Genomic DNA, 25,200 nt, shown 5'->3' with positions numbered 1-25,200 from the left:
TTACTAGAAAGAAATAAGTACATATGAGAAAAAGATAACGTATGTTATTAAGGATAGTGTGCCTTTTATTTAAAAAATTATTAAAATAAGAAAATAAAAAATGCAATTGATATAATCAATTGCATTTTTTATTTGAACTTATATTGCTCTTTCAACCTTACCAGATCTAAGACATCTTGTACAAACGTGAACAGTTTTTGGTGTTCCGTTAACTAAAGCCTTTACTCTCTTTATGTTAGGAGCCCAAGTTCTCTTAGATTGACGATGTGAGTGTGAGTATTGAGTTCCAGATACTACACCTTTATTACAAACTTCGCATCTTCTTGCCACTTGAAAACACCTCCTTATTATATGAAGATAATTTCTCTTCAATAGGACAAAATTGATTTTAACATAAGTTATATAAAAAAAGCAAGGCTATTTAAAAAAAATATTTAAAAAAATTATAATATGACGGTAAATGAAGAATGAAAAGGATAAATTCTCTTGAATTAATATAGTAACTAATATACAATGTTTTATATGGAAAGATAAAAAAGGAGGAGTTTCTATGGTAGGATATTCAAATGACCTTGGAAGTATACATTACTCTGAAGAAGTATTAGCAAAAATAGTAGGATTATCAACAATGGAATGTTATGGTGTTGTTGGTATGGTATCTAAGAATGCTACAGAAGGCTTATGGGAGTTAATGAGAATTGAGAATTTAAGTAAGGGTGTTAAATTAAGTTTTAATGATGAAGATAAATTAGTAATTGAATTATCTATAATGGTTGAATACGGAACTAAAATTTCTGTAATAGCTAATAATATTATTCAAAAGGTACGTTATAGTGTTGAAAATTATACTGGACTAAAGGTTGCTTCAGTTACGGTTAATGTTCAAGCGGTTAGAGTCTAGGAGGGAACAGGATGAAATATGATAGAATAAACGGCCATGATTTTTATAACATGGTTGTTAATGCTAGTAATAGATTGTTAGAGGAAAGTGACTTTGTTAATGCTTTAAATGTATTTCCAGTACCAGATGGTGATACTGGAACAAATATGTCAATGACATTTAAAGCTGCAGTTAAAGAAATTGAAAACTTAAACTCAGAATCTATTGGCGAAACTTCTAAAAAGTTAGCTAAGGGTGCTTTAATGGGAGCAAGAGGGAATTCAGGAGTTATTTTATCTCAAATACTTAGAGGAATTTCTAAGGGATTAGAAGGTAAAACAAGTGTAGATAGTGCTGAATTAGCTAATGCCTTTGTTGAAGGAAGTAAAGCTGCATATAAGGCTGTTATGAAGCCAACAGAAGGTACTATACTTTCTGTAATTAGAGCAGCATCAGAAGGCGCTGTAAAAAGTGATAAAACTGATGTAGTTGAACTTTTAAATGAAGTGGTTAAAGAAGCAAAAGTAATGCTTGATAGAACTCCAGATCTTTTACCAGCACTTAAAAAAGCTAAAGTTGTTGATTCAGGTGGTATGGGACTATATATCATATTACAAGGTATGCATGATGCTTTAAAAGAAGATATAAAGGCTGAGATAAAAGATATAGTAGCTAATGGTTCAACAGGAACAAATGCACAAGGGACTGAAGAAATTGATATAAAATTTGGTTATTGTACAGAATTTATTATATTAGGAGATGCTTCAAAAGCAAAAGCATTCCAAGATGAAATAGAACCATTAGGAGATTCTATGATCGTAGTTGGATATGATGATGTTATTAAGGTACATATCCACACAAATGATCCAGGATTAGTGTTATCTAAAGCTGTGGCTGTTGGTGAATTATCTAAGATTAAAATAGATAATATGAGAGAAGAGCATAGAGAACTTTTAACTTCTAAGGAAGAACAAGAAGCTGCAAAGCAAGAAGAAGTTGAAGCTGAAGTTGCAGCAGAAAAGAAAAAATATGCATTTATTTCAGTAGCTATGGGTGAAGGAATAACTCATGTTTTAAAAGATTTAGGGGTTGACTATGTTATTGAAGGTGGTCAAACAATGAATCCATCTACTCAAGATATGATGGAATGTATTTCGAAATTAAATGCAGATCATATATTTATTTTACCTAATAATAAAAATATAATCATGGCAGCTACTCAAGCTTCTGAAATTTCTGAAAAGGATGTTAGAGTTATACCAACTAAGAGTATTCCTCAAGGGATAACGTGTATAACAATGTTCAATGCAGAGAATGAAGTAGATGAAAATGAAGCTGCATTAATGGAAGCATTAGAACTTGTTAAGACAGGCTCTGTTACTTATGCAGTTAGAGATACTGAAATGGATGGTATTGAAATTAAAGAAGGTAATATGTTAGGTCTTGTTGAAGGTAAGATCAATAAGGTTGGTAATGATTACTTTGATGTAGCAGAAGAAGTTCTTGGATCTATGGTTGATGAAGATAGTGAACTTATAACTGTTTTCTATGGCAAGGATGTAGATGAAAGTAAAATAGAAGAATTTACAGAAAAGTTAGAAGAAAAATATGAAGATTGTGATGTACAATTCTACAAAGGGGATCAACCTTTATATTACTTCATAATGGCTGTAGAATAATTATTTATAAAGTACAGGGAGATTATCTTCTTGTGCTTTATTTTTTTATTATACTATTATAAAATTATATTTAGGATTTTATAACAAATTGTATTGTATTTATTATTTTACAGTTTCGTAAAAGATATTTGTAATTTTGCAGATTAGGAGAAGTTTTATGGATATATCGCAAGATGTAAAATGTTTAAAGGGAGTTGGACCAAAGCTTCTAGAAAAGTTAAATAAATGTGGGATTTTTTCAGTTTTGGATTTGCTTTTATATTTTCCAAGGGATTATGAGTTTTTAAGAAGTAATATTCCTTTTAATGAAATTGATGAAGAGGATAAACAAGTTTTATCCTGTGTTTGTGTTGGAATAGATAGAGATGTTAGAACTAAAACAGGAAAAACTTTAACAACTATTAGATTTAACTATTTAGGTAATTTAGTTGTTGGTAAATGGTTTAATCAAGGATTTATTAAAAATACTTTTAAAATAGGTGAAAGTTATGACTTAATGGGAAAATTCAAAAGGGTAACTAATAGATTAGAAGTTATTAATCCTATTATAGGGGTTAAAATGGCAAAAGAAAACGAAATAGTGCCTAAATATAGTTTAAAAGGTGATTTAAGTGATAAGGTTTTAATTAAGCTTATAGGAACATGTCTAGAACAAATAACAATTAAAGATAATTTACCTCAATATTTATTAGATAAATATAAAATGACTAATTTAGATTTTGCTATTAAAAATATACATTTTCCTAAGGGAAGAAGGGAACTTGAATTAGCAATAAATAGGTTAAAGTTTCAAGAACTATTTACTTATTCAATGAAGCTTTTAATGTTAAAAAAGAATCTTAGAACTAAAAATGGGATTACATTTCAATTAGTTGATGAATTAAGAGATTTAAAGGCGGCGCTTCCATATAGTTTAACAGAAGCACAAACGAGGGTTGTACGAGAAATATTAAGAGATCAAAAAAGTCCATGGCCAATGAATCGATTAGTTCAAGGTGATGTTGGGAGTGGGAAAACAGTAGTTGCATTAATTGCAATGTTTAATGTAGTCAAAAACGGGTATCAAGCTACATTAATGGTGCCAACAGAAATATTAGCAAATCAACATTATTTAGAAGCTAAGAAATTATTAGAACCATTTAATATACATATAGAATTATTAACTGGAAGTACGTCGATGAAAGAAAAGAGGCGTATTAAAGAACTTATTACAACAGATGAGCCACTTATTGTAATTGGTACCCATGCGTTGATACAAGAAGATGTTGATTTTAAAAATTTAGGTATGGTAATTACGGATGAACAGCATAGATTTGGTGTTGAGCAAAGGAGTAGATTGATTAATAAGGGAAGAAGACCTGATGTAATGGTAATGACAGCTACACCAATTCCAAGAACTTTAGCGTTGTATGTTTATTCGGATTTGGATATTTCAGCTATAGATCAGCTTCCACCTGGAAGAAAACCTATAGATACAAGATTTTTTAATGAGAATGAGAGAAATTCTGCTTATGATTTAGCTTTGGATGAAATAGAGAAGGGTAGACAGGTTTACATAGTATGCCCATTAATTGAGGAAGATGAAGATATGAAGCTAAATTCTGTAGAAAAACTTTATAATGAATTAAGTGATGGTATGTTTAGAGGTATACCAATAGAAATTCTTCATGGAAAAATGAAACCAAAAGAAAAAGATGATATAATAGGAAGATTTAAAAATAATGAAACTAAAGCTATTATTTCAACAACAGTTATTGAAGTTGGAGTTAATGTACCTAACGCTTCTGTAATGATAATTGAAAATGCAGAAAGATTTGGGCTTGCACAGTTACATCAACTGAGGGGAAGAGTTGGTAGGGGTAGCTATGAATCGTATTGTTTCTTAATTGCAAAGGCGAAAAGTGAAAATACTAAAAAGAGAATGGAAATAATGACAACTTCCACTGATGGATTTTATATATCAGAAGAGGATTTAAAATTAAGAGGTTCTGGTGAAATGTTTGGTAGAAGGCAAAGTGGAGATGAAGAATTTATTTTAGCAAATATATATGATGATTTAAATATATTAAAATGTGCTAAAAGTGAAGCAACATTGCTACTTGATTCAGATGAACCAGAAAAGGTAAGGTTCTGTAACGAAGTTAAAAATTCATTGGAACGATGGAGTAAATACATTTGTTTTAATTAAGTGAACCTCCAAATTTTAATTTGGTCAGGTGAACTTACTCATCCGACAGAAATGAGGAGGAGTTTCCTTAAATTAGCCTTCAAATTTTAATTTGGCTAGATGAACTTACTCATCCGACTGAAATGAGTAGTGCTTTAATTTAAATTAATATTTAAGTTTTAAGTTGTTTAGGTGAAATTATTTATTCTGATTATAAGAAAGAGTGGATTTGCTTAAGATTATTATTATTCATTGTGAATATTAACATTTTAACTTGATTAAATAGATTTTCCCTAATGAGTAAAAGTGAATAGTAAGTTTAGCTTAATAAAAAAATTGTTAATAAATTAATTATATGTTAGAATTATTATGTTAATGACAAAGGAGGAAATTAAATGAGAATTATAGCAGGAAAAGCAAGAGGACGTAAGTTAATACCTCCAGCAACTATGGAAACTAGACCGACTTTAGATAGAGTTAAAGAAGCTATGTTTAGTACTATACAAAATCATTTATTAGATGCGGTAGTAATTGATGTATTTGCTGGAACTGGTAGCTTAGGTTTAGAAGCGGCGAGCAGAGGTGCTAAAGAGGTATATTTAGTAGATAAGAGTGCTGTAACATTTCCATTATTAAAAGAAAATGTTGATAATTTAAAGTTTGATGATTTTTGTTTTCCTTTAAATAAGGATTCATATGATGTGTTAAGAGATTTAGCTAAAAAAGGAAAGATGATGGATGTTATATTTATAGACCCACCATACTGTAAAGAGATGATTCCTGAGGCAATGAAAATTATAGAAGAAAATAAAATGTTAAATGAAGATGGTATTATAGTCACTAAAATAGATTCTATAGAAGAAATATATGAAGGCTATGGTAGTATAAAGTTATATAAATCTAAGAAATATGGTAACACAACGGTTTGTTATTATAAAATCAATTAACTTAGGGAGAAGAATATGAGAGTAGCGATTTATCCAGGGAGTTTTGATCCTATTACTAATGGACATTTAGATATTATTACGAGAGGATCTAAAGTATTTGATAAGCTTATAGTTGGTGTATTGGTTAATATTGATAAAGTAGGGTTGTTTTCTATTGAAGAGAGAGTAGAACTAATAAAAAAGGTAACAGCACATTTACCAAATGTAGAAGTAGTTAGTTTTAATGGGCTTTTAGTAGATTTAGCAAGAAGACATAATGCAAAAGTTATACTTAAAGGATTAAGGGCTGTAACGGATTTTGAGTATGAGTTTCAAATGGCGCTTATGAACTCTCAGTTAGATTGTGAGATTGAAACACTATTTATGACTACAGCCGCTGCAAATTCATTTTTAAGTTCATCATCAGTAAAGCAGGTTGCAAAGTTTGGTGGTAAAATTAATGGATTGGTTCCAGATGAAATAGTTGAAGATGTTGTTAGAAAAATTAAGGGATAGAAGTTAGGGGGATTATTTTTGGAGAATATGGATTCAAGTGTATATGAATTACTAGAGTATCTACAGGATATGGTAGAAAATTCAGCTAAAATGCCTATTACAGGTAAAACGATAATTGATAAAAAAGAATTTAATGAAGTAATTGAACAAATAATGAACTGTCTTCCGGATGAATTTAAGAAGGCGCAATGGATTGTTAATAAGAAAGAAAGAATTCTTGATGATGCACAAAAAGAATATGAAAGTGTAAAAAGAGAAACAATTGAAATTATGAAACAAAATGTTGAGAGTCATGATATTGTAAGAGAAGCTAAGTTAAGAGCCAATGAAATAATAGCCTTAGCACAACGAGATGCTAAAGCTATTAGAATAGGATCAAGAGAATATTCAAATGAAATATTAACGCAATTAGATGTAGAAATTGAAAAGCAAAAGGCTGCATTGATAAAATCTATGCAAGACTCATTTGAAAAGGTAGCAAAAGATATAGATGAAAATTTAACACAAACAGGTACTGTAATTAAAGAAAATATAGAAGAATTAAGAACGATGTAATTTTTTTGATACTGCAATAATTAAAGTACATATCAGTGATAGCAATATAATTAGATAGATAATTATTGGGATATTGTAGTTAGCAGGAATAGATGTTGATGTATAGGTAGTGTATTTAATGGTAAATATACTGCTTATTGCAAATGTAATGAAAAAACTAATTATTCCTTGGATTAATTTATAGAGACTGTATTTTGCTAGTGATACATTGTATTTTGATACAAATGAACTTATTTGAGCTATTACTGATAAACCAGAAAAAGAACAAATAAAACTAATTATAGCTAGTTTAAATGGAATTGTTAGCGGTAGTGTAGTTATAAGTTTACAACCATTTGTAAATTCTACGCTACCTAAAAATATACCATAAAGTGAATATTGAGGAAGATTTAAAAAACTTTCTATATTATTAAAAATAATGCTTATATAAGCATTATTTTTTATTATGCTTATAATTATAGAAAATAAAACTACAAAAGAACCAACTTGTAAGGTTGTATTTACACCATTATCAAGAGCGGATTTTAATGCGGTTCCAAAATTAATATTGGATGTATTTGACGGAACTTCCTTCATATTTGATATATTTTTATTGTGTTTAATTGTTAAAATACCTACAATCATTGGTGAAAAATAATTACCTATAAGTAAAATAAATCCTAATTTTATATCCCCGAGCATTGTTGCTCCTATAGATCCAATTAAAAACATAGGACTTGCATTACTAGCGATATTTAATAATCTTTCAAATTCTTTTCTATCTATGTAACCTAAAGAATACAGGTCACAACAATATTTGCAACCAAGGGGGTAACCACTTAATATACTTGCGATTATTGGAAAAGATGATGATTTTGAAAGTTTTAATGGTTTGCAAAATAAAGGTCCTAGAATTTTAGAATATAAGCTGACACCATCATAGGAAATTAATAAATTACATATAACTGAAAATGGAAAAATTGTTGGAACTATGGTCTTAACTACAAGATTAACACCTACCAGAGCTGCATCGATACAACTTCGAAGATTAGAAACAAATAAAAAGATAAATGCTGTAATTAAGAGACACATAAAATAATTTTTGTTAAGTTTTAGTAATTTAAATAAAAGTAACAGTAGTAAAAATATGATTATTAGCAAAAAAATAATACTATACATGGTCATCCCTCCCATCTATAGTATTTATATGCTGTATATATTGTAATATTAATATTTTATTATTGGACTTTTTAGATAATCATTATAAGGATTAACTTTATTATTTAATATTGAATAAGCAGCTGTTGCTTGTAAATCAAATTTTAATAAAGGATTATCTGAAAATCTTGGTACTTTAGTTATTAAAGGTATAGAGGAATTGCTTTTAATTAATGAAAGAATTTCTCTTCCTTTTTTATTGAAGCCCAAAACTCTGGCGTATAAATTGTTAGTATTCTCTATATCATTAAAACAATCATTATCAAGTCCAAGGTATATATGTGTAAGCAGTCTAGAAATTTTACTATATGTATACCTTTTGCTTTTTATTTTTAATATAAAATCTTCGTATGAAATAGATGAAGATATTTCCTTAATTATTTTATTTTCTAAACCTTCTGTTATTTCATAAAGATTGTTAAAATTTATACAGTTAGTTTGGATTTTATACTTAATATATTTAAACATTTCTTCATCAAAGATAAAATTATAATCTTCTTCTTGCAATTTACTAAAAATTTCATAAGATCCTAAAGGAATCAAATTTTTAATATTTTCAATAGGGGATGAAGATTTTAAAATTTCTCTAATTGAAGTTGCAGAAGAGAAAGAATTAGATATCTCTTTGTCGTTATAATTTGAACCTTCACGTTTCAAGGTTACAGGATTAATGGAGCTTCCTAATTTTAAAATAGCTTTTATATATTCGATACCTAAAATGTTATTTGATGAAGTAATAATATTATTTATATCTTCATCATTTAAATATTCTATTAAACTTTTTTCTCGAGCTTTTGCAAAAGTAAGACCTAATGATAAATTTTGTTTTAATAAGTTTTGAAAATCAGAGTCTTCACTTACAAGGACTTTAGCAATTTTTAAAAGTTTTTTGCTGTCTCCACATTCAGAGCCAAAGAAAATATTATCAACTACGCCTAAAGAATTTAATATTGAAACAGCACCTTTTGCAAAAAATTCTGCAGAAGAAACAGCGTAAAAGGTTGGAAGTTCTATTATTAAATCAACTCCATTATTTAAAGCCATTTCTGTCCTTTGCCATTTGTCTATTATTGCTGGGCCGCCTCTTTGTACAAAGTTACCGCTCATAATGCATATTACTCCATCACAGTTTGTTTGTTTCTTTGCTTCTTCTAAATGGAATTTATGCCCATTATGAAATGGATTATATTCAGTAATTATTCCTGTTATATTCATATTTTAACTCCTTTTTGGGAAATATAAAAATATTATAGCATAGGGAAGGAAAAGTAAAAGCTTTTATATAATATATTATATAAGATTTAAACAGGTGTAAAATTCAGAAAATTTATAATATAAAGAATTAATTTTTTAAGTAATTTAGGTATTGAAAAATGTGTATACATAGGAGTATATTAGTATTGTTGATGAGACCGTATAAATTCGAAAGGGGAAATTAGATATGGAACTTATGGATAAATTATGGAACGCTGCTAAAGAAAATAAGCAAAGAATTGTTTTACCTGAAGGTGATGAAGAAAGAACAATTGTTGCTACAGAAAAAATCCACAAATTAGGTTTAGCATTTCCAATTCTAATCGGTAACGAAGAAAAAATATTAGAAAAGGCTAAAGAGCTTGGAGTTGATTTAACAGGAGTTGAAATTATAAATCCTGAAAAATCAGATAGGCTGCAAGATTATATAAATGCATTTTATGAGTCAAGAAAAAATAAAGGTATGACTATAGAAAAAGCTGATAAAATCGTTAGAGATCCATTATACTTTGGAACAATGATGGTAAAGTTAGATGATGCTGATGGAATGGTTTCAGGTGCTGTTCATACAACAGGTGATTTATTAAGACCAGGTTTACAAATTATAAAAACTGCACCAGGAGTTTCAGTAGTATCAAGCTTCTTTATTATGATGGTGCCAGGATCTAAGTATGGAGAAAATGGAATGTTATTATTCTCTGACTGTGCTGTTAATCCAAATCCTAACTATGAGCAATTAGCTGCAATTGCAATTGCAACAGCTGATACAGCACGTAACCTTTGTAAGGTTGAACCAAGAGTTGCTATGTTATCATTCTCAAGCATGGGAAGTGCAGATCATGAAATGGTTGACAAAGTTAGAAAGGCAACAGAACTTGCAAAAGAATTAAGACCTGATTTATTAATTGATGGTGAGCTTCAATTAGATGCAGCTATAGTTGAAAGTGTTGCAGCTCAAAAAGCTCCAAATAGTAAAGTTGCAGGTAAAGCAAATGTGTTAATATTCCCAGATTTACAATCAGGAAATATTGGATATAAGCTTGTTCAAAGATTTGCAGGGGCAGATGCTATAGGACCAATGTGTCAAGGATTTGCAAAGCCAATTAATGATTTATCTAGAGGATGTAACTCAGAAGATATCGTTAATGTTGTTGTTTTAACAGCAGTTCAAGCACAAGCTCAAAATACAAAATAGATAAATTAAATAGTTTTAAGAGGTGTTAAAAAATGAAAGTATTAGTTATAAACTGTGGAAGTTCTTCACTTAAATATCAATTAATCGATATGTCTACAGAAGAATCATTAGCTCAAGGATTAGTTGAGAGAATAGGAATTGAAGGCTCTGTTTTAACTCAAAAGGTTGAAGGTAGAGAAAAATACATTGTAAAACAACCAATGGCAGATCATAAAGATGCGATAAAGCAAGTTTTAGAAGCTTTAGTTGATGAGAAAAATGGAGTTATTTCATCTATGGATGAAATCTCAGCAGTAGGACATAGAGTTGTTCATGGTGGTGAAAAATACAATCAATCAGTTTTAATAAATGATGAAGTTAAAGCATACATAGAAGAATGCTTTAAATTAGCTCCACTTCACAACCCAGCTAATATGATAGGAATTAATTCTTGTGAAGAATTAATGCCAAATACACCAATGGTAGCTGTATTTGATACTGCTTTCCATGGAACTATGCCAGAAGAAGCATACATTTATGCTTTACCATATGAATTATATCAAAAACATGGAATAAGAAAATATGGATTCCATGGTACTTCACATAAATATGTTTCTCAAAAGGTAGCAGAAGTTATGGGAAGAGATATTAAGGATTTAAAAATAGTTACTTGTCATTTAGGAAATGGTGCAAGTTTATGTGCTGTTAAAAATGGTGTTTCTATAGACACTTCAATGGGATTCACACCGCTTGAAGGAGTTGCTATGGGAACTAGAAGTGGTAACATTGATCCAGCAATAGTTACTTTCTTAATGAAAGAAGAAGGATTATCAGTTGATGAAGTAAATGATTTAATGAACAAAAAATCAGGTGTTCTTGGAATTTCAGGAATAAGCTCAGATTTCAGAGATATTGAAGATGGAGCATTCAAGGATAAAGATCCAAGAGCTATCTTAGCACTTAAGGTATTTGAATATAAAGTAAGAGCTACAATAGGATCATATGCTGCAATTATGGGTGGAATTGATGCTATAGTATTTACTGCTGGTGTTGGAGAAAATGGTCCAGAAACTAGAGAAGAGTGCTTAAAGGGATTAGAATTCTTAGGAGTAGAAGTAGATAGAGAAGCTAACAATGTTAGAGGTAAGGTAAGAGAAATATCAAAACCAGGATGCAAAGTTAAAGCATTTGTTATACCTACAAACGAAGAATTAATGATTGCAAGAGACACTTTAGAATTAATACAAAAGTAATTATGTAAATAGGCTTGACTTTTATGTCTTAGCTTTATATAATAAATTGTGTTTGAATTCAGTAAATTTTAGCGAGGAGTGAAAAATCGCTTGGCTCGAGCTATACATAAAGTATAATATGTCTTTAAAGGCATGAGGGAAGTCCCAGAGCATAAGATATGATTATTAATTTTTCAGATTTAGTGTCTAAAAAAAGTAGAAAAAAAGAAATATCTTTATCATTCGAGTTAGAACCTTTTGAATTCGAAGGAGAAGAAATTAGAGCAATTGAAAAAGTTGATGTTAAAGGGGTTGCAATATCTGAAAAAGATGTTATATTAATAGAGGCTTCTATAAAAACGAAACTAAAGTTAAATTGTTCGAGATGCTTAGATACCTTTATCTATCCAATAGATATTGATATAGAAGAAAGGTTTACAAACGATCCAGAACTTGAAGAAGATGGAATAATGTTTGTAGATGGTGATACAATTGATATTACCGAAATTATTGAAAATTGTATTATTTCAACCTTACCTATCAAAAGACTTTGCAAAGAGGACTGTAAGGGACTATGTTCTGAATGCGGTGCGAATAAAAATGTTGAAAATTGTAGTTGTTTAGATTATGATGTAGATGTTAGGCTTGCAAAGCTTAGAGAGTTGTTTGGGGAATAAGGAGGTGTAATAATGGGAAATCCAGCTAGAAAGACATATAGAGCAAAAAGAGATTCTAGAAGAGCTCAAACTTTTAAGTTAAGCTTACCAGGAATAGTTGAATGTCCACAATGCCACGAAATGAAGATGGCTCACAGAGTTTGTAAGAACTGTGGATTCTACAAAGGTAAAGAAGTAGTTGCTTCAACTCAAGAATAAAAGAAAGTCATTTGACTTTCTTTTCTTTGTATATAAAGAAATAAGGGGTGAAATAAATGAGAATTGCTATAGACGGTATGGGTGGAGATAATGCACCACAAGCAGTTATTAGTGGTGTTATTCAAGCTTTAAATGAATATAACGATTTGGAATTTTACATTACAGGCCCAGAAGGGATTATTAAAGATCAGTTAGCAAAAGAAGGCTATAATGGTGATAAGATTAATATAGTTGATGCTAAGGAAGTTATAAGTACTAATGAGCATCCGGTTATGGCCATAAGAAAGAAAAAAGACTCAAGTCTTTGTAAAGCTTTAAGCCTTGTTAAAGAGAAAAAGTGTGATGCAGTATTATCTGCAGGAAGTACTGGAGCATTTTTAGCAGGTTGCAATTTTATAGTTGGAAGAATTAAAGGTGTTAAAAGACCAGCATTAGCACCTATTATGCCAGGTAAGAATGCACCATTTATGATTGTTGATGCTGGAGCAAATGTAGATTGTAAACCTGAATATTTAGTTCAATTTGCACATATGGGAAAAGAATATTATAAAGGTGTGCTAAATGGTGAAAATCCTAGTATTGGATTGGTTAATATTGGCGCAGAAGAAGAAAAAGGTAATGATTTAACAAAAAATACATACCAATTATTAAAGAATGAAGAAGGACTTAATTTTATTGGTAATGTTGAACCTAGAGATATTACTTTAGGAGATACTAATGTACTTGTGTGTGATGGATTTGCTGGTAATACTGTGCTAAAGATGTATGAAGGAACCGCATCGACAGTATTAAATATTGTTAAGGATGGTATGCTATCTTCAGGACTAACTGCCAAAATTGGTGCACTTTTATTGAAGCCTGTTTTTAAAGATATAAAGAAAAAATTTGATTATAAAGAATATGGAGGGGCTCCTTTCTTAGGTGTAGATGGGATATGTATCAAAGCTCATGGAAGCTCAGATGGGAAAGCCTTTAAAAATGCTATAAGACAAAGTAAACAATTTTATGATAACAAAGTGTTAGATAAAATTAAGGTGGAATTAGAATTAAAAGCTTAAAAAGTTCATTTAATATTATGTATTTTAAAAATAATATTTCAATTTATTTTCATAATAAATATAAGTAATGCATATTGACTGTAGTAAAAATATATAATATTATCTAAATGGGTGTGTTTAGGAGGTGAAAGAATGTTTGAGAAAGTTAGAGAAATCATTGCTGATAAGTTAAGCATTAGTGAAGATGAAATTACTATGGATTCATCATTTTTAGAAGACTTAAATGCAGATTCTTTAGATATCGTTGAGTTAATAATGGCTTTAGAAGATGAGTTGGATATGGAAATACCAGACGAAGATGCTGAAGGTTTTGTAACTGTTGGCGATGTAGTTAAATATGTAAAGTCACATGTTGAGGAATAAATAAAATCCCGCAGAATTTGCGGGATTTTATGTTATAAATTACTTTAAATAAAATTAATCAAATAGTTTATTCTTGAATTTGTTTTTGTAAGCAAATTGAAGAATAAACTTGAAGGAGTGTAAAAAATGAATAATTTCTATCAGAAGGAAGCAGAAGAAATAATAGGGATAAAATTTAATGAACCTAAATTATTACTTACGGCTTTAACACATTCATCTTATGCAAATCAGCATAGAGATGAAGAGTATAATGAAAGATTTGAATTTTTAGGAGATGCTATTCTTCAAGTATGCATAACTGAATACTTATTTTTAAATTATAAAGATAAAAGTGAAGGTGAATTAACAAAAATTCGTAGTTTAATTGTTTGTGAAAATTCACTATATGAAATAGGTAAATCTCTTAATTTAGGATATCTTCTAAGAATGAGTAAAGGTGAAGAGTTAACAGGAGGGCGTGAAAGAGTTTCGTTAATTGCTGATGCAGTTGAAGCTTTAATTGCGGCTATATACTTAGATAAAGGGCTAGAGTTTAGTAAGGATTATATTATAGGTAGATTTGAAGATATAATTAAAAAAGCGATAAATAATGATATTATTTTAGATTATAAAACTAGATTACAAGAATATCTTCAAAAAAATGGTGAAATATCGATAGTTTATGAGCTTATTAAATTTGAAGGACCACCACATAGAAGAAAATTCTACACAAAACTAATTATTGATAATAAAGAATTAACATGCGGAGAAGGATATAGTAAAAAAGAATCTGAACAAAATGCAGCAAAGGCAGCATTAGAAATTTTGGAGGAAAAAAATGAGTAAGAATTATTATATAATTCCTATTTTTATTTCACATCAAGGATGTCCTCATCAATGTGTTTTTTGTAATCAAGATAGAATTGCAGGTAAATATGAAGAAGTATTTGCGACAGATGTAAGAAATACAATTGAGGAGTATTTAAGCACAATTAATAAAGGTGCTACAGTAGAGGTATCATTCTTTGGTGGAACATTTACAGCTATTAGTGTTGCGAAGCAAAAAGAATTGCTAGAAGTAGCTAGAGAATATAAGCAAAAGGGGCTAATAAATAAAATAAGGTTGTCTACAAGACCAGATGCCATATCTCCGTATATTTTAAGTTATTTAAAGGAATATTGTGTAGATATTATTGAGTTAGGAGTGCAATCATTAAATGATGAAGTGTTAAGAAAATCTGGAAGAGGTCATTCTGTAGAGCATGTTGAAAAAGCATCGCAATTAATAAAGGAAGCTGGGTTCACTTTAGGGCATCAAATAATGCCAGGATTACCAGGTGATAATTTTGAAATAGATATTGAAAGTGCTAAAAAATCTATAGCAATGAAGCCAGATATTTGTAGAATATATCCATCATTAGTTATTAAGGATACTCCAATGGAAGATATGTATAATAGAGGAGATTATAAGCCTTATTCATTAGATGAAGCTGTATATATTTCAGCAGAAATGTTAAAGTTATATAATGAAGCTAAAGTAAAAGTAATAAGAATTGGACTTCAGCCAACAGATACTATTACTACAGGAAAAGATATAGTTGATGGTCCTTTCCACCCGGCATTTAGAGAACTTGTTGAAGGATATTTAATTTGTGAAAGTCTAAAGGAAAAAGTGCCACAAGAAAAAGATATAATTATAGAAATAAATGAAAAGGATATTAGTAAGTTATATACTAATAGAAAATATTATTTTAATAAATTTTTAAATAACAGAGATAGTAAGACTTATGTACATACAAATAATAAAATAAAAAAAGGTAAGTTAAAGCTAACTGTTATTGAAAAAGTAGAAGAATTTAAAATATAAACTGAATTTTATCTTATGATGGAGTTGTGGCTTATTCTTAAGGTTAGATTCATTATCTAGGGGCTGTCCGTTGTTATCTCTTAACTAAAGAGACAAGAGTATTACAAGGCTAGAAGGCTAGTCATCAGATAAATTTAATTTATATGACAAGGGCAAAGGGTAAAAAGTAAGGGGTTAAGTGTGCTCTATTTATACCTTTTGAATCTTGTCATTGCTTTATTGATATTTCATTAGCTTTAATATAAACTAAAGGAAGAATGGAGTGTGTTATTTATGAAAGCAAAGACAAGACAAAAAATGCTTTATGTTATTACAGTGTTTATGCTCATTGCATTTATACTTGGGTTAATGCCAGCAATTTTCTAAATTAGATAAGGAGTGTATTTATGTTTTTAAGGTCGCTTGAGATACGTGGATTTAAATCTTTTGCAGATAAAACAGAGCTAAGGTTTAAAAAGGGTGTGACAGCAGTAGTTGGACCTAATGGTAGCGGTAAGAGTAACGTATCTGACTCTGTAAGATGGGTTCTAGGAGAGCAAAGTGTTAAGAGTCTTAGAGGGGGAAAGATGGAAGATGTAATTTTTTCAGGTACTCAATTCAGAAAACCCCTAGGACTTGCACAAGTATCTCTTACATTGGACAATTCAGATGGTAAATTAGCAACAGAATATAACGAGGTAACTGTTACAAGAAGAATATTTAGATCTGGTGAAACAGAATATTTAATTAATAATCAAAAATGTAGATTGAAGGATATTACTGAATTATTTATGGATACAGGTATAGGTAAAGAAGGATATTCTATAATTGGACAAGGTAAGATAGATGCTATATTAAGTGGTAAACCAGAAGAAAGAAGAGCACTTCTTGAAGAAGCAGCAGGAATTGTAAAATATAAGTCTAGAAAAGAAGAAGCGGAAAAAAGACTTGATAATACAGATGATAATCTTGTTAGAATTAGAGATATTATTGCTACATATGAAGAAAGATTAGAGCCATTAAGAATTGAAAAAGAAAAGGCTCTAAAATATAAAGAGTTAGCTGAACAGTTAAATGTTAAAGAAGTTTCTGTTTTAGTAAACTATATTGATAAAGTTTCTGTAGATATTGAAGGATTAAGTTCTGAAATAGAAAAGAGACAAGAAATTGTTGATAAAAAGAGGGAAGAACTTAGGATATTTAAAGAAGAACTTGATAAACTACAAGAAAAAATTGAAGGTTTAGAGAGAAAAAATAAGCTAGAAAAAGAAGAGTATTATAGCAAGAAAGAAGAACATTCTAATCATAATAGAGATATAGAACTATTTAATGAAAGAATTAATAATTTCACTTCATTAATTGAAAAAGAAGAAAATGAAATAAAGGGACTTAAAGATTCTTTAGAAAGATTATATAGTGAAAAAAAGGAATTAGAAGAAAGTTTAAATGCTAAAGCTCAGGAAAATAAAGATAAAACTACAGAAATAAGAGAAATAGAATATTTAATTAATGAAATTACTATAAAAATAGATAAAACACAAAGAGAGTTATCAACTCTTAAAAATAATGAGTATGAAATTATCTCTAAGAATTCGAATATTAACAATAGTATTCAATTATTAGAAAAAGATATAAAAGATAAAAATGAAATTGAAGAGTCTTTAGAGAGTTCTATAGTGACTTTAGAAGGTAATTTAGCTATAAATGTAGGAACTGTTGAAGAGTTTAAGCAAAAGCTTAAAAATACAAGGAATGATATTTCTATTATTGAAGAGGAAGTAGTTTCTATAAGAAAAGAATTATCTAAAGCCCATTCTAATTTAAATAATCAAGATAATAAACTAAAGATATTATCAAAGAAAATAAATGAATCAGAAGCAACTCATACGACTTTATCTAATTTAGAAAAGCATTATGAGGGATATAATAGAACTGTTAAGAATTTAATGGAGCATATTGAAAAGGGTAGGGTACAAGGGATAAAGGATATTAAAGTTCTTGGTGAAGTCTTTGAGGTAGAAAAAAAATATGAAACTGCTATTGAAATTGCATTAGGTGGATCAATTTCTAATGTTATTACAATAACTGAAAATGATGCAAAAAACTTAATATCTTATTTAAAGGCAAGAGGCCTTGGAAGAGCTACTTTTTTACCACTTAATATAATTAAGGGTAAAAGATTAGATGTGCCTCAAGAAATTCAAAAGTCTAAGGGATATTTAGGAATTGCATCAGATATTTTAAGATATGATGTAAAATATAAAGGTGTAATTGATTATAATTTAGGAAGAACTATTATTGCTGAAGATATGGATTGTGCTCTTAATATCTCCAAAATAGGAAGACATAATTATAAAATTGTAACTTTAACTGGCGAAGTAATTAATCCAGGTGGAGCGCTAACTGGAGGAAGTATACAGGGAAAGAATGCAAATCTTTTAGGGAGAAAAAGAGAAATTGAAGAGCTAGCTTCAAATATTTTAAAGCTAAAAGAAACTTATAATAATGAAGTAGCTATCTTTAATGAAATAAAGCGTACTATTAAAGAGTTAGATGATGGTATATTAAATAAAAGAGAAGAAATTCATAGTAAAAATATTGAATTAACAGTCTTAGAAGGAGATATAAAAGGACTTGTTAATGATGGAGATAAACTAAATAAAAGTATAGAAAAGGCAAAGAAAGATATAGAAGAAAACAAACGTAATATTAAGTATTTAATTGAAAAACTTGAAATAAAAAAGGAAGAGTTAAGTAAATTAGATGCAAAAAGGGAAGAACGAGAAGAAAGATTAAAAGTTATAGAAGAGGAGTTAATTAATAATACTAAAGAAAGGGAAAGACAAAAGGAATTATTAGTTAATTTAAAAGTTAATAGTGCTACATTAGAAGAAAGTCTTCAAGGTCAAAGAATGCAATTATCATCTAAAAACCTAGAGATAAGAGAAAAAGAAGTGAAAATAAAGCAATTACTAGTAGGGATAGCTACTAATAAAGATAATATAAAAGCTTTAGGTGAAGATATTGATAAAAAGAAAAAAGCATTAAAGGAAATTGAAGTAAGGGTAATAGAACTTGAAAATATTTTTAAAGAAGACGAAATTTTAAAAATAAAAATCAAAGAAGAGTATAAAGTAAAAGAAAGTTCTACTAATGAAATAATCGAAGCTATAAGAATAGATGAAGGTGAACTTAATAAAAGAGCAATACAATTTGCTAGAATAGAAAGTGAACAAGAGTCATTATATAATAGATTAAATACAGAGCTAAATTTAACTCTTGCAGAAGCAAAAGAAATTGCTGTAGAAGTAGAAAACGTAAATGATTTAAAAGAAGAAATTTCAAGGCTTAAATCAAAGATAGCTTCTTTAGGAACTGTAAATTTATCTGCAATTGTTGAATATGATGAAGTTTGTGAAAAATATGAATTTATGTCATCACAAGAATTAGATTTACAAAAGGCAAAAGAAGAACTTATTGGAGTTATTGAAGAAATGACAATCCAAATGCAGGAGTTATTCAAAGAAAACTTTAAAATTTTAAATGAAAATTTTGGAGAAACATTTAGAGAATTATTTAAAGGTGGTAATGCAGAACTTATTTTAGGTGGAGATGATATATTAAATTCTAATATAATTATTAATGTTGAACCACCAGGAAAGAAACTTCAAAACATTAATTTAATGTCAGGGGGAGAAAAGGTTCTTTCTGCAATTGCATTATTATTTGCAATATTAAAAATGAAACCTACTCCGTTCTGTATTCTTGATGAAATAGAAGCTGCCTTAGATGATGCAAATGTTTATAGATTTGCAGAATTTTTAAAGGAATTTTCAGAGAATATTCAATTTATAGTAATAACACATAGAAAAGGAACAATGGAAGCTAGTGATGTAATGTATGGTATAACTATGGAAGAAAAGGGAATATCAAAAGTAGTATCAGTAGACTTATCTAATAATTAGGAGGAGTTAAGATTATGTTTGGAAAATTATTTAACAATCTTAAAAGTGGATTAACTAAAACAAGAAATGCGTTAACAGATAAAATAAATGAAGCTTTAAATTTAGCAGTAACTATTGATGATGATTTATATGAGGAATTAGAAGAAATACTTATAATGGCTGATATAGGTATGGATACTACTATGGAAATTATCGATAGATTAAAAGATAAAATAAGAAAAGAAAAAATCAATGATGTTGAGTTAGTTAGACCTGCATTAAAGAGTGTAATAGCTGATATGATGAAGAATGACAATGAAGTAAGTGAAGAAAGTATTACTGGAAAAGAAGTAATTTTAGTAATAGGGGTAAATGGTGTTGGTAAAACTACTAGTATAGGAAAACTTGCTGCAATGAATAAAGAGGCAGGAAAAAAAGTCTTACTTGCAGCAGCAGACACTTTTAGAGCTGGAGCTATTGATCAACTTGTTGTTTGGAGTGAAAGAGCAAAGGTTGATATAGTTAAGCATGAAGAGGGATCAGATCCAGCAGCAGTAGTATTTGATGCTATAAATGCTTCTAAATCAAGAGGTGTTGATTTACTGATTTGTGATACTGCAGGTAGATTACACAATAAAAAGAATTTAATGGATGAGTTAGGGAAAATCAACAGAGTAATAGATAGGGAACTTTCAGGAGCTCATAAGCAAACTTTATTAGTTTTAGATGGAACAACAGGGCAAAATGCTGTAATTCAAGCTAAGCAATTTATGGATGTTTGTCCTATAGATGGGATAATATTAACTAAACTTGATGGAACAGCTAAAGGTGGAGTTGTAATATCAATTAAAAATACTTTAAACATACCTGTTAAGTATATAGGTGTAGGAGAAGGTATTGATGATTTACAAGTTTTTGATCCAGAAAGTTTTGTAGAAGCACTATTTTAGTTAGGAGTTAAATTTATAAAATATATATAAAACTTCTTAAAGAAGTTTTAACTACTAACTATAAACTAAAAAAAAGTTGTTGCTAAAATTTATTTTACTAATTAAAATAACTATAGATACCAAATAGGTATAAATCATAGGAATAGCAGTAGTTTAGCACTTTATATAGAGATTTAAAAAAATAATTAAGTGTTAAGTAAAAATACTTGACACCTAATTATTATTCTGTTAGAATCTCATATGTGGGTAAGGTGATATGCATGGAAGATAGAGTTGAGATTTCCTTGTTAATGGATTTTTATGGTCCATTACTTACGGAAAAACAAAAAAGTATCATGGAGCTATATTACAATGAGGATTTATCATTAGCTGAGATTGCTGAATTAAACAACACGAGTCGCCAAGCGATTCATGACCTTATAAAAAGATGCTATAAACAATTTCTAGCCTATGAAAGTAAATTAAATTTACTGCAAAAGTATTTTGAAAAAGAAAAGAAAATTATTGATTTATTAGAGAAAATTAATGAAAAATATTCTTTATCAAATGAAGATTATAAGATTTATAAAGAAGCACTAGAAAATTTATAGGCATAGGAGGGTTACCATGGCTTTTGAAGGTTTAGCTGATAAGTTACAAGAAACGTTTAAGAAACTTAGAGGCAAAGGTAAATTAAATGAAAAAGATATAAAAGAAGCCATGAGAGAAGTAAAGCTTGCATTATTAGAAGCTGATGTTAACTTTAAAGTTGTAAAAACTTTTGTTAAAAATGTTAGTGAAAAATGTGTAGGTAGTGAAGTGTTAGAAAGCTTAACACCTGCTCAGCAAGTCATCAAGATTGTTAATGATGAACTTACAGATCTTATGGGTGGTAGTGAAAGTAAAATTAACTTCTCAAGTGTAGGACCAACTGTTATTATGTTAGTTGGGCTACAAGGGGCAGGGAAAACCACAATGGCTGGTAAACTGGCACTACAATTAAGAAAAGATAAGAACAAGAAACCTCTTTTAGTTGCATGTGATATATATAGACCAGCAGCTATTAAACAATTAGAGGTAGTAGGAAAGCAAATTGACATTCCAGTTTTCCAAATGGGTGATAAAATTAGCCCTGTACAAATTGCCAAAGAAGGTATAAAATACGGTAGGGAAAACGGAAATAATGTTGTAATTATAGATACAGCTGGTAGACTTCATATTGATGAAGAATTAATGACCGAGCTTAAGGATGTAAAGGCTGAAGTTAATCCTTCAGAAATCTTACTTGTTGTTGACTCAATGACAGGGCAAGATGCTGTAAATGTCGCAGAAACATTTAATGATGCTCTTGATATCTCAGGTGTTATTTTAACAAAACTTGATGGAGATACAAGAGGTGGAGCTGCTTTATCAATTAGACATATGACTCAAAAACCAATTAAATTTATTGGTGTTGGGGAAAAGATGAATGATTTTGAAGTATTCCATCCAGATAGAATGGCTAATAGAATATTAGGCATGGGAGATGTACTTTCATTAATTGAAAAAGCTCAAGAAGCTATTGATGAAAAAGAAGCTAAAGAGCTAGGTCAAAAAATGATGGAAAATGACTTTACTTATGATGACTATTTGACTGCTATGGAGCAGATGAAAAAATTAGGATCATTAAGTAAAATAATAGAGATGATACCAGGAGTTCCTAAAGAGATGAAGGAAATTGACTTTGATGCTGGTGAAAAGCAATTAGCTAGAGTAAAAGCAATAATACATTCAATGACTCCAAAGGAAAGAAAAAATCCAAAACTTATAGTAGGATCTTCTTCAAGAAAGAAGAGAATAGCTATGGGATCTGGTACATCATTACAAGAAGTTAACAAACTCATAAAAGGACATGAAATGATGAGAAAGCAAATGAAGCAAATGAAATCATTGACTAAAAAGTCCAAGAAAGGTTTATTTGGTAAATTACCTTTTTAAGAGTTTATATATATAACCCTTTAAAGGAGGTGAAATTAATGGCAGTAAAAATCAGATTAAGAAGAATGGGTGCTAAGAAAGCTCCTTTCTACAGAGTTGTTGTTGCTGATTCAAGAAGCCCAAGAGATGGTAGATTCATCGAAGAAATCGGGTACTACAATCCAATAACAGAACCTGCAGAAATCAAAATCGATGAAGAAAAAGCTACAAAGTGGATCAACAATGGTGCACAACCTACAGATGTAGTTAAGAGATTATTCAATACAGTAGGTCTTAACAAGTAATTTTTGGGAGGTGAACTCTGCATAGTACATAATGTATTTGCAGACTCTTATGAAAGATTTAGTTGAAATAATTGCTAAATCCCTAGTGGATAATCCTGATGAAGTTCATGTAAATGAAGTTCAAGGAGAGCAAGACTTAATTCTTGAATTAAGGGTTGCTCCTGAAGATATGGGTAAGGTAATCGGCAAACAAGGTAGAGTAGCGAAAGCTATTAGAACCGTAGTAAAAGCCGCAGCACTAAACGAAGATCGAAAAGCAGTAGTTGAAATTATCGATGTAAAGAGTTAGGATTTTCCTAACTCTTTTTTTATTTTATAAAAATAGTGTGATTTTTAAGATTAATCTAAATATATACGTTAATTTTATTTAAAGAATAATTATTTTGCTAAAAGCTAAAAAGTTTGATATAAATAATATAGGAAAAAAATTAAGATAACGTAAGAGGTGAAGTTTGTGAGTAAAAATTTAAAAGTAGGAAAGATAGTAAATACTCATGGTTTAAAAGGTGAAGTTAAGGTTATTCCATTAACTGATGATATGAGAAGATTTGATGATTTAGAATATGTTTTAATAAATGATAAAGAAGTTAAAATAGAGAGCTGCAAATATCAAAAAGATAGAATTATAGTTAAGCTTGAAGGAATAAATAAAATTGAAGATGCTGAAAGACTTAAAGAAAAATTCATGGAAGTAGAGAGAAAAAATGCAGTTGAACTTGAAGAAGATTGCTATTTCTTAGCTGATTTAAGAGAATGTACAGTGTTTGATACTACAGGTAAAGAATTAGGTAAAATATATGATATTATTCAAACTAAAAATAATGATGTATATTGGATTAGACAGCCTAAAGAGTTATTAATACCTGTATTAAAAGATATAGTATTGGATATTAATATAGAAGAAAGAAAAATAACTATAAAACCAGTAGGAGAATGGATGGATGAAGATTAGTATTCTTACTCTTTTCCCTGAAATGTTTAATATATTTAATCATAGTATAATAGGAAAAGCACAAGAAAAAGGATTAATTTCTATTAATACTGAAAATATTAGAGATTATACTTTAAATAAACATAAAAAGGTTGATGATTATCCTTATGGTGGTGGTGCTGGTATGGTAATGGCAGCTCAGCCTGTAGTAGATTCTATAAGAGCTTGCAGAGAAAAAAATAATGGTAAGGTTATTTTTTTAGGTCCTAAAGGAAAAACATTTAATCAAGAAATGGCAGAAGAGTTGTCAAAGGAAGAAAATTTAATTTTCCTATGTGGACATTATGAAGGAATAGATGAAAGAGCATTTAAGGAAGTTGATTTAGAAATTTCACTTGGTGATTTTGTATTAACAGGTGGTGAAATGGCTGCTATTCCAGTTATTGATTCTATTTTAAGGTTAGTTCCAGGTGTTTTAAATAAATCTGAAAGTCATGAAGATGAATCTTTTTCTGATGGATTATTAGAATATCCTCAATATACAAGACCAGAAGTTTTTGAGGGTGAAAGTGTTCCAGCTGTATTAATTTCTGGACATCATGAGAATATTAGAAAATGGAGAAGAGTAAAATCTCTAGAGATTACAAAGGAAAGAAGACCAGATTTATATAAAAATGTTATTTTGACAAAAGAAGATAAAAAATTATTAAATAGTAAAAAATAATATCTTGAAATATAAAAATACTTATGTTACAATAAATTTTGTGCTAGTACGGGCGTTCCGCTGTCAAGGTTTTGTTAAGAGCGTCAATTATCAATTTAGGAGGGAATGCACGATGAACGAAATATTAAGAGCTATAGAAGCAGAACAAATCAGAACTGATTTACCAGAATTCCACGTTGGGGATAATGTTAAATTACACGTTAAAGTTAAAGAAGGTAACAGAGAAAGAATTCAAATGTTCGAAGGTACTGTTATAAAGAGACAAAACGGTGGTTTAAGAGAAACTTTCACTGTAAGAAGATTAGCTTACGGAGTTGGAGTTGAAAGAACTTTCCCAGTTAACTCACCAATCATCGAAAAGATGGAAGTTACTAGAAGAGGTAAAGTAAGAAGAGCTAAGTTATTCTACTTAAGAGATAGAGTAGGTAAGGCTGCTAAAGTTAAAGAATTATTAACTAGATAATTTAAAGTTAATAAAGATATTAAGGGACTTAGTATTAAGTCCCTTTTTGTTTGCAATAATATAAGTGAAACTCTAAATTTTAATTTAGTAAATCGAACTTACTCAGCGACTGAAAGGAGTCGAGTTTCCCTTAAAGGTTATAATTTTAATTTAGTAAATCGAACTTACTCAGTTAACGAAGAGAGTCGAATTTCTATATTAAAGAAATTATTTGAACTAATTAGAGGAAGTTACAATTCAATATTCA

26 protein-coding genes are annotated in these 25,200 nt (G+C 29.3%); 23 read left to right on the top strand and 3 right to left on the bottom strand.

Going from position 1 to position 25,200, the window contains the following annotated elements; translation table 11 throughout:
* Positions 1 to 138 precede the first annotated feature (138 nt).
* Positions 139 to 330 carry a 50S ribosomal protein L28 gene (gene rpmB / locus I4V63_RS02280; protein WP_005213497.1) on the bottom strand — a complete coding sequence of 64 codons (192 nt, stop codon included), beginning with the start codon at positions 328 to 330 and terminating at the stop codon, positions 139 to 141.
* A gap of 220 nt (positions 331 to 550) precedes the next feature.
* On the opposite strand from rpmB, the gene I4V63_RS02275 reads away from it, so the two are divergent.
* From I4V63_RS02275 to I4V63_RS02250, 6 genes are all read left to right on the top strand, one after another.
* Positions 551 to 901 (top strand): Asp23/Gls24 family envelope stress response protein, encoded by a 351-nt coding sequence (locus tag I4V63_RS02275; RefSeq protein WP_195999685.1) that lies wholly within the window; start codon positions 551 to 553, stop codon positions 899 to 901.
* A gap of 11 nt (positions 902 to 912) precedes the next feature.
* On the top strand, positions 913 to 2,559 hold the full coding sequence (locus I4V63_RS02270; RefSeq protein WP_195999684.1) for a DAK2 domain-containing protein: 1,647 nt from the start codon (positions 913 to 915) through the stop codon (positions 2,557 to 2,559).
* A 157-nt stretch (positions 2,560 to 2,716) separates the two neighbouring features.
* On the top strand, positions 2,717 to 4,747 hold the full coding sequence (gene recG, locus I4V63_RS02265) for an ATP-dependent DNA helicase RecG (protein ID WP_195999683.1): 2,031 nt from the start codon (positions 2,717 to 2,719) through the stop codon (positions 4,745 to 4,747).
* A 374-nt stretch (positions 4,748 to 5,121) separates the two neighbouring features.
* Complete coding sequence (gene rsmD / locus I4V63_RS02260; protein WP_195999682.1) at positions 5,122 to 5,673, top strand: 16S rRNA (guanine(966)-N(2))-methyltransferase RsmD; 552 nt, start codon at positions 5,122 to 5,124, stop codon at positions 5,671 to 5,673.
* A gap of 15 nt (positions 5,674 to 5,688) precedes the next feature.
* Positions 5,689 to 6,168 (top strand): pantetheine-phosphate adenylyltransferase, encoded by a 480-nt coding sequence (gene coaD / locus I4V63_RS02255; RefSeq protein ID WP_195999681.1) that lies wholly within the window; start codon positions 5,689 to 5,691, stop codon positions 6,166 to 6,168.
* Between the two features lie 18 nt (positions 6,169 to 6,186).
* Positions 6,187 to 6,723: an ATPase gene (locus I4V63_RS02250; RefSeq protein ID WP_195999680.1), complete on the top strand. Its 537-nt coding sequence runs from the start codon at positions 6,187 to 6,189 to the stop codon at positions 6,721 to 6,723.
* Here the strand turns inward: I4V63_RS02250 and ylbJ are convergent.
* Positions 6,709 to 7,881, bottom strand: coding sequence for a sporulation integral membrane protein YlbJ (gene ylbJ / locus I4V63_RS02245; protein WP_195999679.1), 1,173 nt, complete (start codon positions 7,879 to 7,881; stop codon positions 6,709 to 6,711). The genes I4V63_RS02250 and ylbJ overlap by 15 nt on opposite strands.
* A 48-nt stretch (positions 7,882 to 7,929) precedes the next feature.
* A complete protein-coding gene (locus I4V63_RS02240; RefSeq protein WP_195999678.1) occupies positions 7,930 to 9,135 on the bottom strand; it encodes a nucleotidyltransferase in 1,206 nt (401 codons plus the stop codon).
* Between the two features lie 226 nt (positions 9,136 to 9,361).
* Between I4V63_RS02240 and pta the strand changes: the two genes are divergently transcribed.
* The 17 genes from pta to rplS all read left to right on the top strand — a co-directional run bounded on the left by pta (position 9,362) and on the right by rplS (position 24,953).
* Positions 9,362 to 10,369, top strand: a complete 1,008-nt coding sequence (gene pta, locus I4V63_RS02235) for a phosphate acetyltransferase (protein WP_195999677.1) — start codon at positions 9,362 to 9,364, stop codon at positions 10,367 to 10,369.
* Positions 10,370 to 10,401: 32 nt separating this feature from the next.
* Entirely contained in the window at positions 10,402 to 11,601 is a 1,200-nt protein-coding gene (locus I4V63_RS02230) for an acetate kinase (RefSeq protein ID WP_195999676.1), read from the top strand.
* Positions 11,602 to 11,759: 158 nt separating this feature from the next.
* Positions 11,760 to 12,257, top strand: coding sequence for a DUF177 domain-containing protein (locus I4V63_RS02225; RefSeq protein WP_195999675.1), 498 nt, complete (start codon positions 11,760 to 11,762; stop codon positions 12,255 to 12,257).
* A 12-nt stretch (positions 12,258 to 12,269) separates the two neighbouring features.
* Positions 12,270 to 12,455 (top strand): 50S ribosomal protein L32, encoded by a 186-nt coding sequence (rpmF, locus tag I4V63_RS02220; protein ID WP_195999674.1) that lies wholly within the window; start codon positions 12,270 to 12,272, stop codon positions 12,453 to 12,455.
* Positions 12,456 to 12,511: 56 nt separating this feature from the next.
* The gene (plsX, locus tag I4V63_RS02215; RefSeq protein WP_195999673.1) at positions 12,512 to 13,513 is read left to right on the top strand and encodes a phosphate acyltransferase PlsX; all 1,002 of its coding nucleotides are present in this window, start codon (positions 12,512 to 12,514) and stop codon (positions 13,511 to 13,513) included.
* A gap of 132 nt (positions 13,514 to 13,645) precedes the next feature.
* Complete coding sequence (acpP, locus tag I4V63_RS02210) at positions 13,646 to 13,876, top strand: acyl carrier protein (RefSeq protein WP_042396875.1); 231 nt, start codon at positions 13,646 to 13,648, stop codon at positions 13,874 to 13,876.
* Between the two features lie 126 nt (positions 13,877 to 14,002).
* Positions 14,003 to 14,701 (top strand): ribonuclease III, encoded by a 699-nt coding sequence (gene rnc, locus I4V63_RS02205; RefSeq protein WP_195999672.1) that lies wholly within the window; start codon positions 14,003 to 14,005, stop codon positions 14,699 to 14,701.
* On the top strand, positions 14,694 to 15,722 hold the full coding sequence (locus tag I4V63_RS02200) for a radical SAM protein (protein ID WP_195999671.1): 1,029 nt from the start codon (positions 14,694 to 14,696) through the stop codon (positions 15,720 to 15,722). Before rnc ends, I4V63_RS02200 begins: the two co-directional genes overlap by 8 nt.
* Positions 15,723 to 16,108: 386 nt before the next feature.
* Entirely contained in the window at positions 16,109 to 19,666 is a 3,558-nt protein-coding gene (gene smc, locus I4V63_RS02195; protein WP_195999670.1) for a chromosome segregation protein SMC, read from the top strand.
* A gap of 14 nt (positions 19,667 to 19,680) precedes the next feature.
* On the top strand, positions 19,681 to 20,595 hold the full coding sequence (ftsY, locus tag I4V63_RS02190) for a signal recognition particle-docking protein FtsY (RefSeq protein ID WP_195999669.1): 915 nt from the start codon (positions 19,681 to 19,683) through the stop codon (positions 20,593 to 20,595).
* A 260-nt stretch (positions 20,596 to 20,855) separates the two neighbouring features.
* Positions 20,856 to 21,185, top strand: coding sequence for a putative DNA-binding protein (locus I4V63_RS02185; RefSeq protein ID WP_195999668.1), 330 nt, complete (start codon positions 20,856 to 20,858; stop codon positions 21,183 to 21,185).
* 16 nt (positions 21,186 to 21,201) lie between these two features.
* A complete protein-coding gene (gene ffh / locus I4V63_RS02180; RefSeq protein WP_195999667.1) occupies positions 21,202 to 22,551 on the top strand; it encodes a signal recognition particle protein in 1,350 nt (449 codons plus the stop codon).
* 38 nt (positions 22,552 to 22,589) lie between these two features.
* Positions 22,590 to 22,835: a 30S ribosomal protein S16 gene (gene rpsP / locus I4V63_RS02175; RefSeq protein WP_042396852.1), complete on the top strand. Its 246-nt coding sequence runs from the start codon at positions 22,590 to 22,592 to the stop codon at positions 22,833 to 22,835.
* Positions 22,836 to 22,884: 49 nt separating this feature from the next.
* Positions 22,885 to 23,124, top strand: coding sequence for a KH domain-containing protein (locus I4V63_RS02170; RefSeq protein WP_195999769.1), 240 nt, complete (start codon positions 22,885 to 22,887; stop codon positions 23,122 to 23,124).
* A gap of 165 nt (positions 23,125 to 23,289) precedes the next feature.
* Complete coding sequence (gene rimM, locus I4V63_RS02165) at positions 23,290 to 23,787, top strand: ribosome maturation factor RimM (protein ID WP_195999666.1); 498 nt, start codon at positions 23,290 to 23,292, stop codon at positions 23,785 to 23,787.
* Entirely contained in the window at positions 23,777 to 24,490 is a 714-nt protein-coding gene (gene trmD / locus I4V63_RS02160) for a tRNA (guanosine(37)-N1)-methyltransferase TrmD (RefSeq protein ID WP_195999665.1), read from the top strand. The genes rimM and trmD overlap by 11 nt, the downstream gene beginning before the upstream one ends.
* 112 nt (positions 24,491 to 24,602) lie before the next feature.
* Positions 24,603 to 24,953 carry a 50S ribosomal protein L19 gene (gene rplS / locus I4V63_RS02155; protein ID WP_042396536.1) on the top strand — a complete coding sequence of 117 codons (351 nt, stop codon included), beginning with the start codon at positions 24,603 to 24,605 and terminating at the stop codon, positions 24,951 to 24,953.
* The last annotated feature ends 247 nt before the right edge of the window (positions 24,954 to 25,200 follow it).

Source organism: Clostridium sp. 1001271B_151109_B4 (genome assembly GCF_015670405.1).
GTDB lineage: Bacteria > Bacillota > Clostridia > Clostridiales > Clostridiaceae > Clostridium.
Note: the sequence above shows the minus strand (reverse complement) of the source record. Positions and strands in the feature narration are given on the sequence as shown.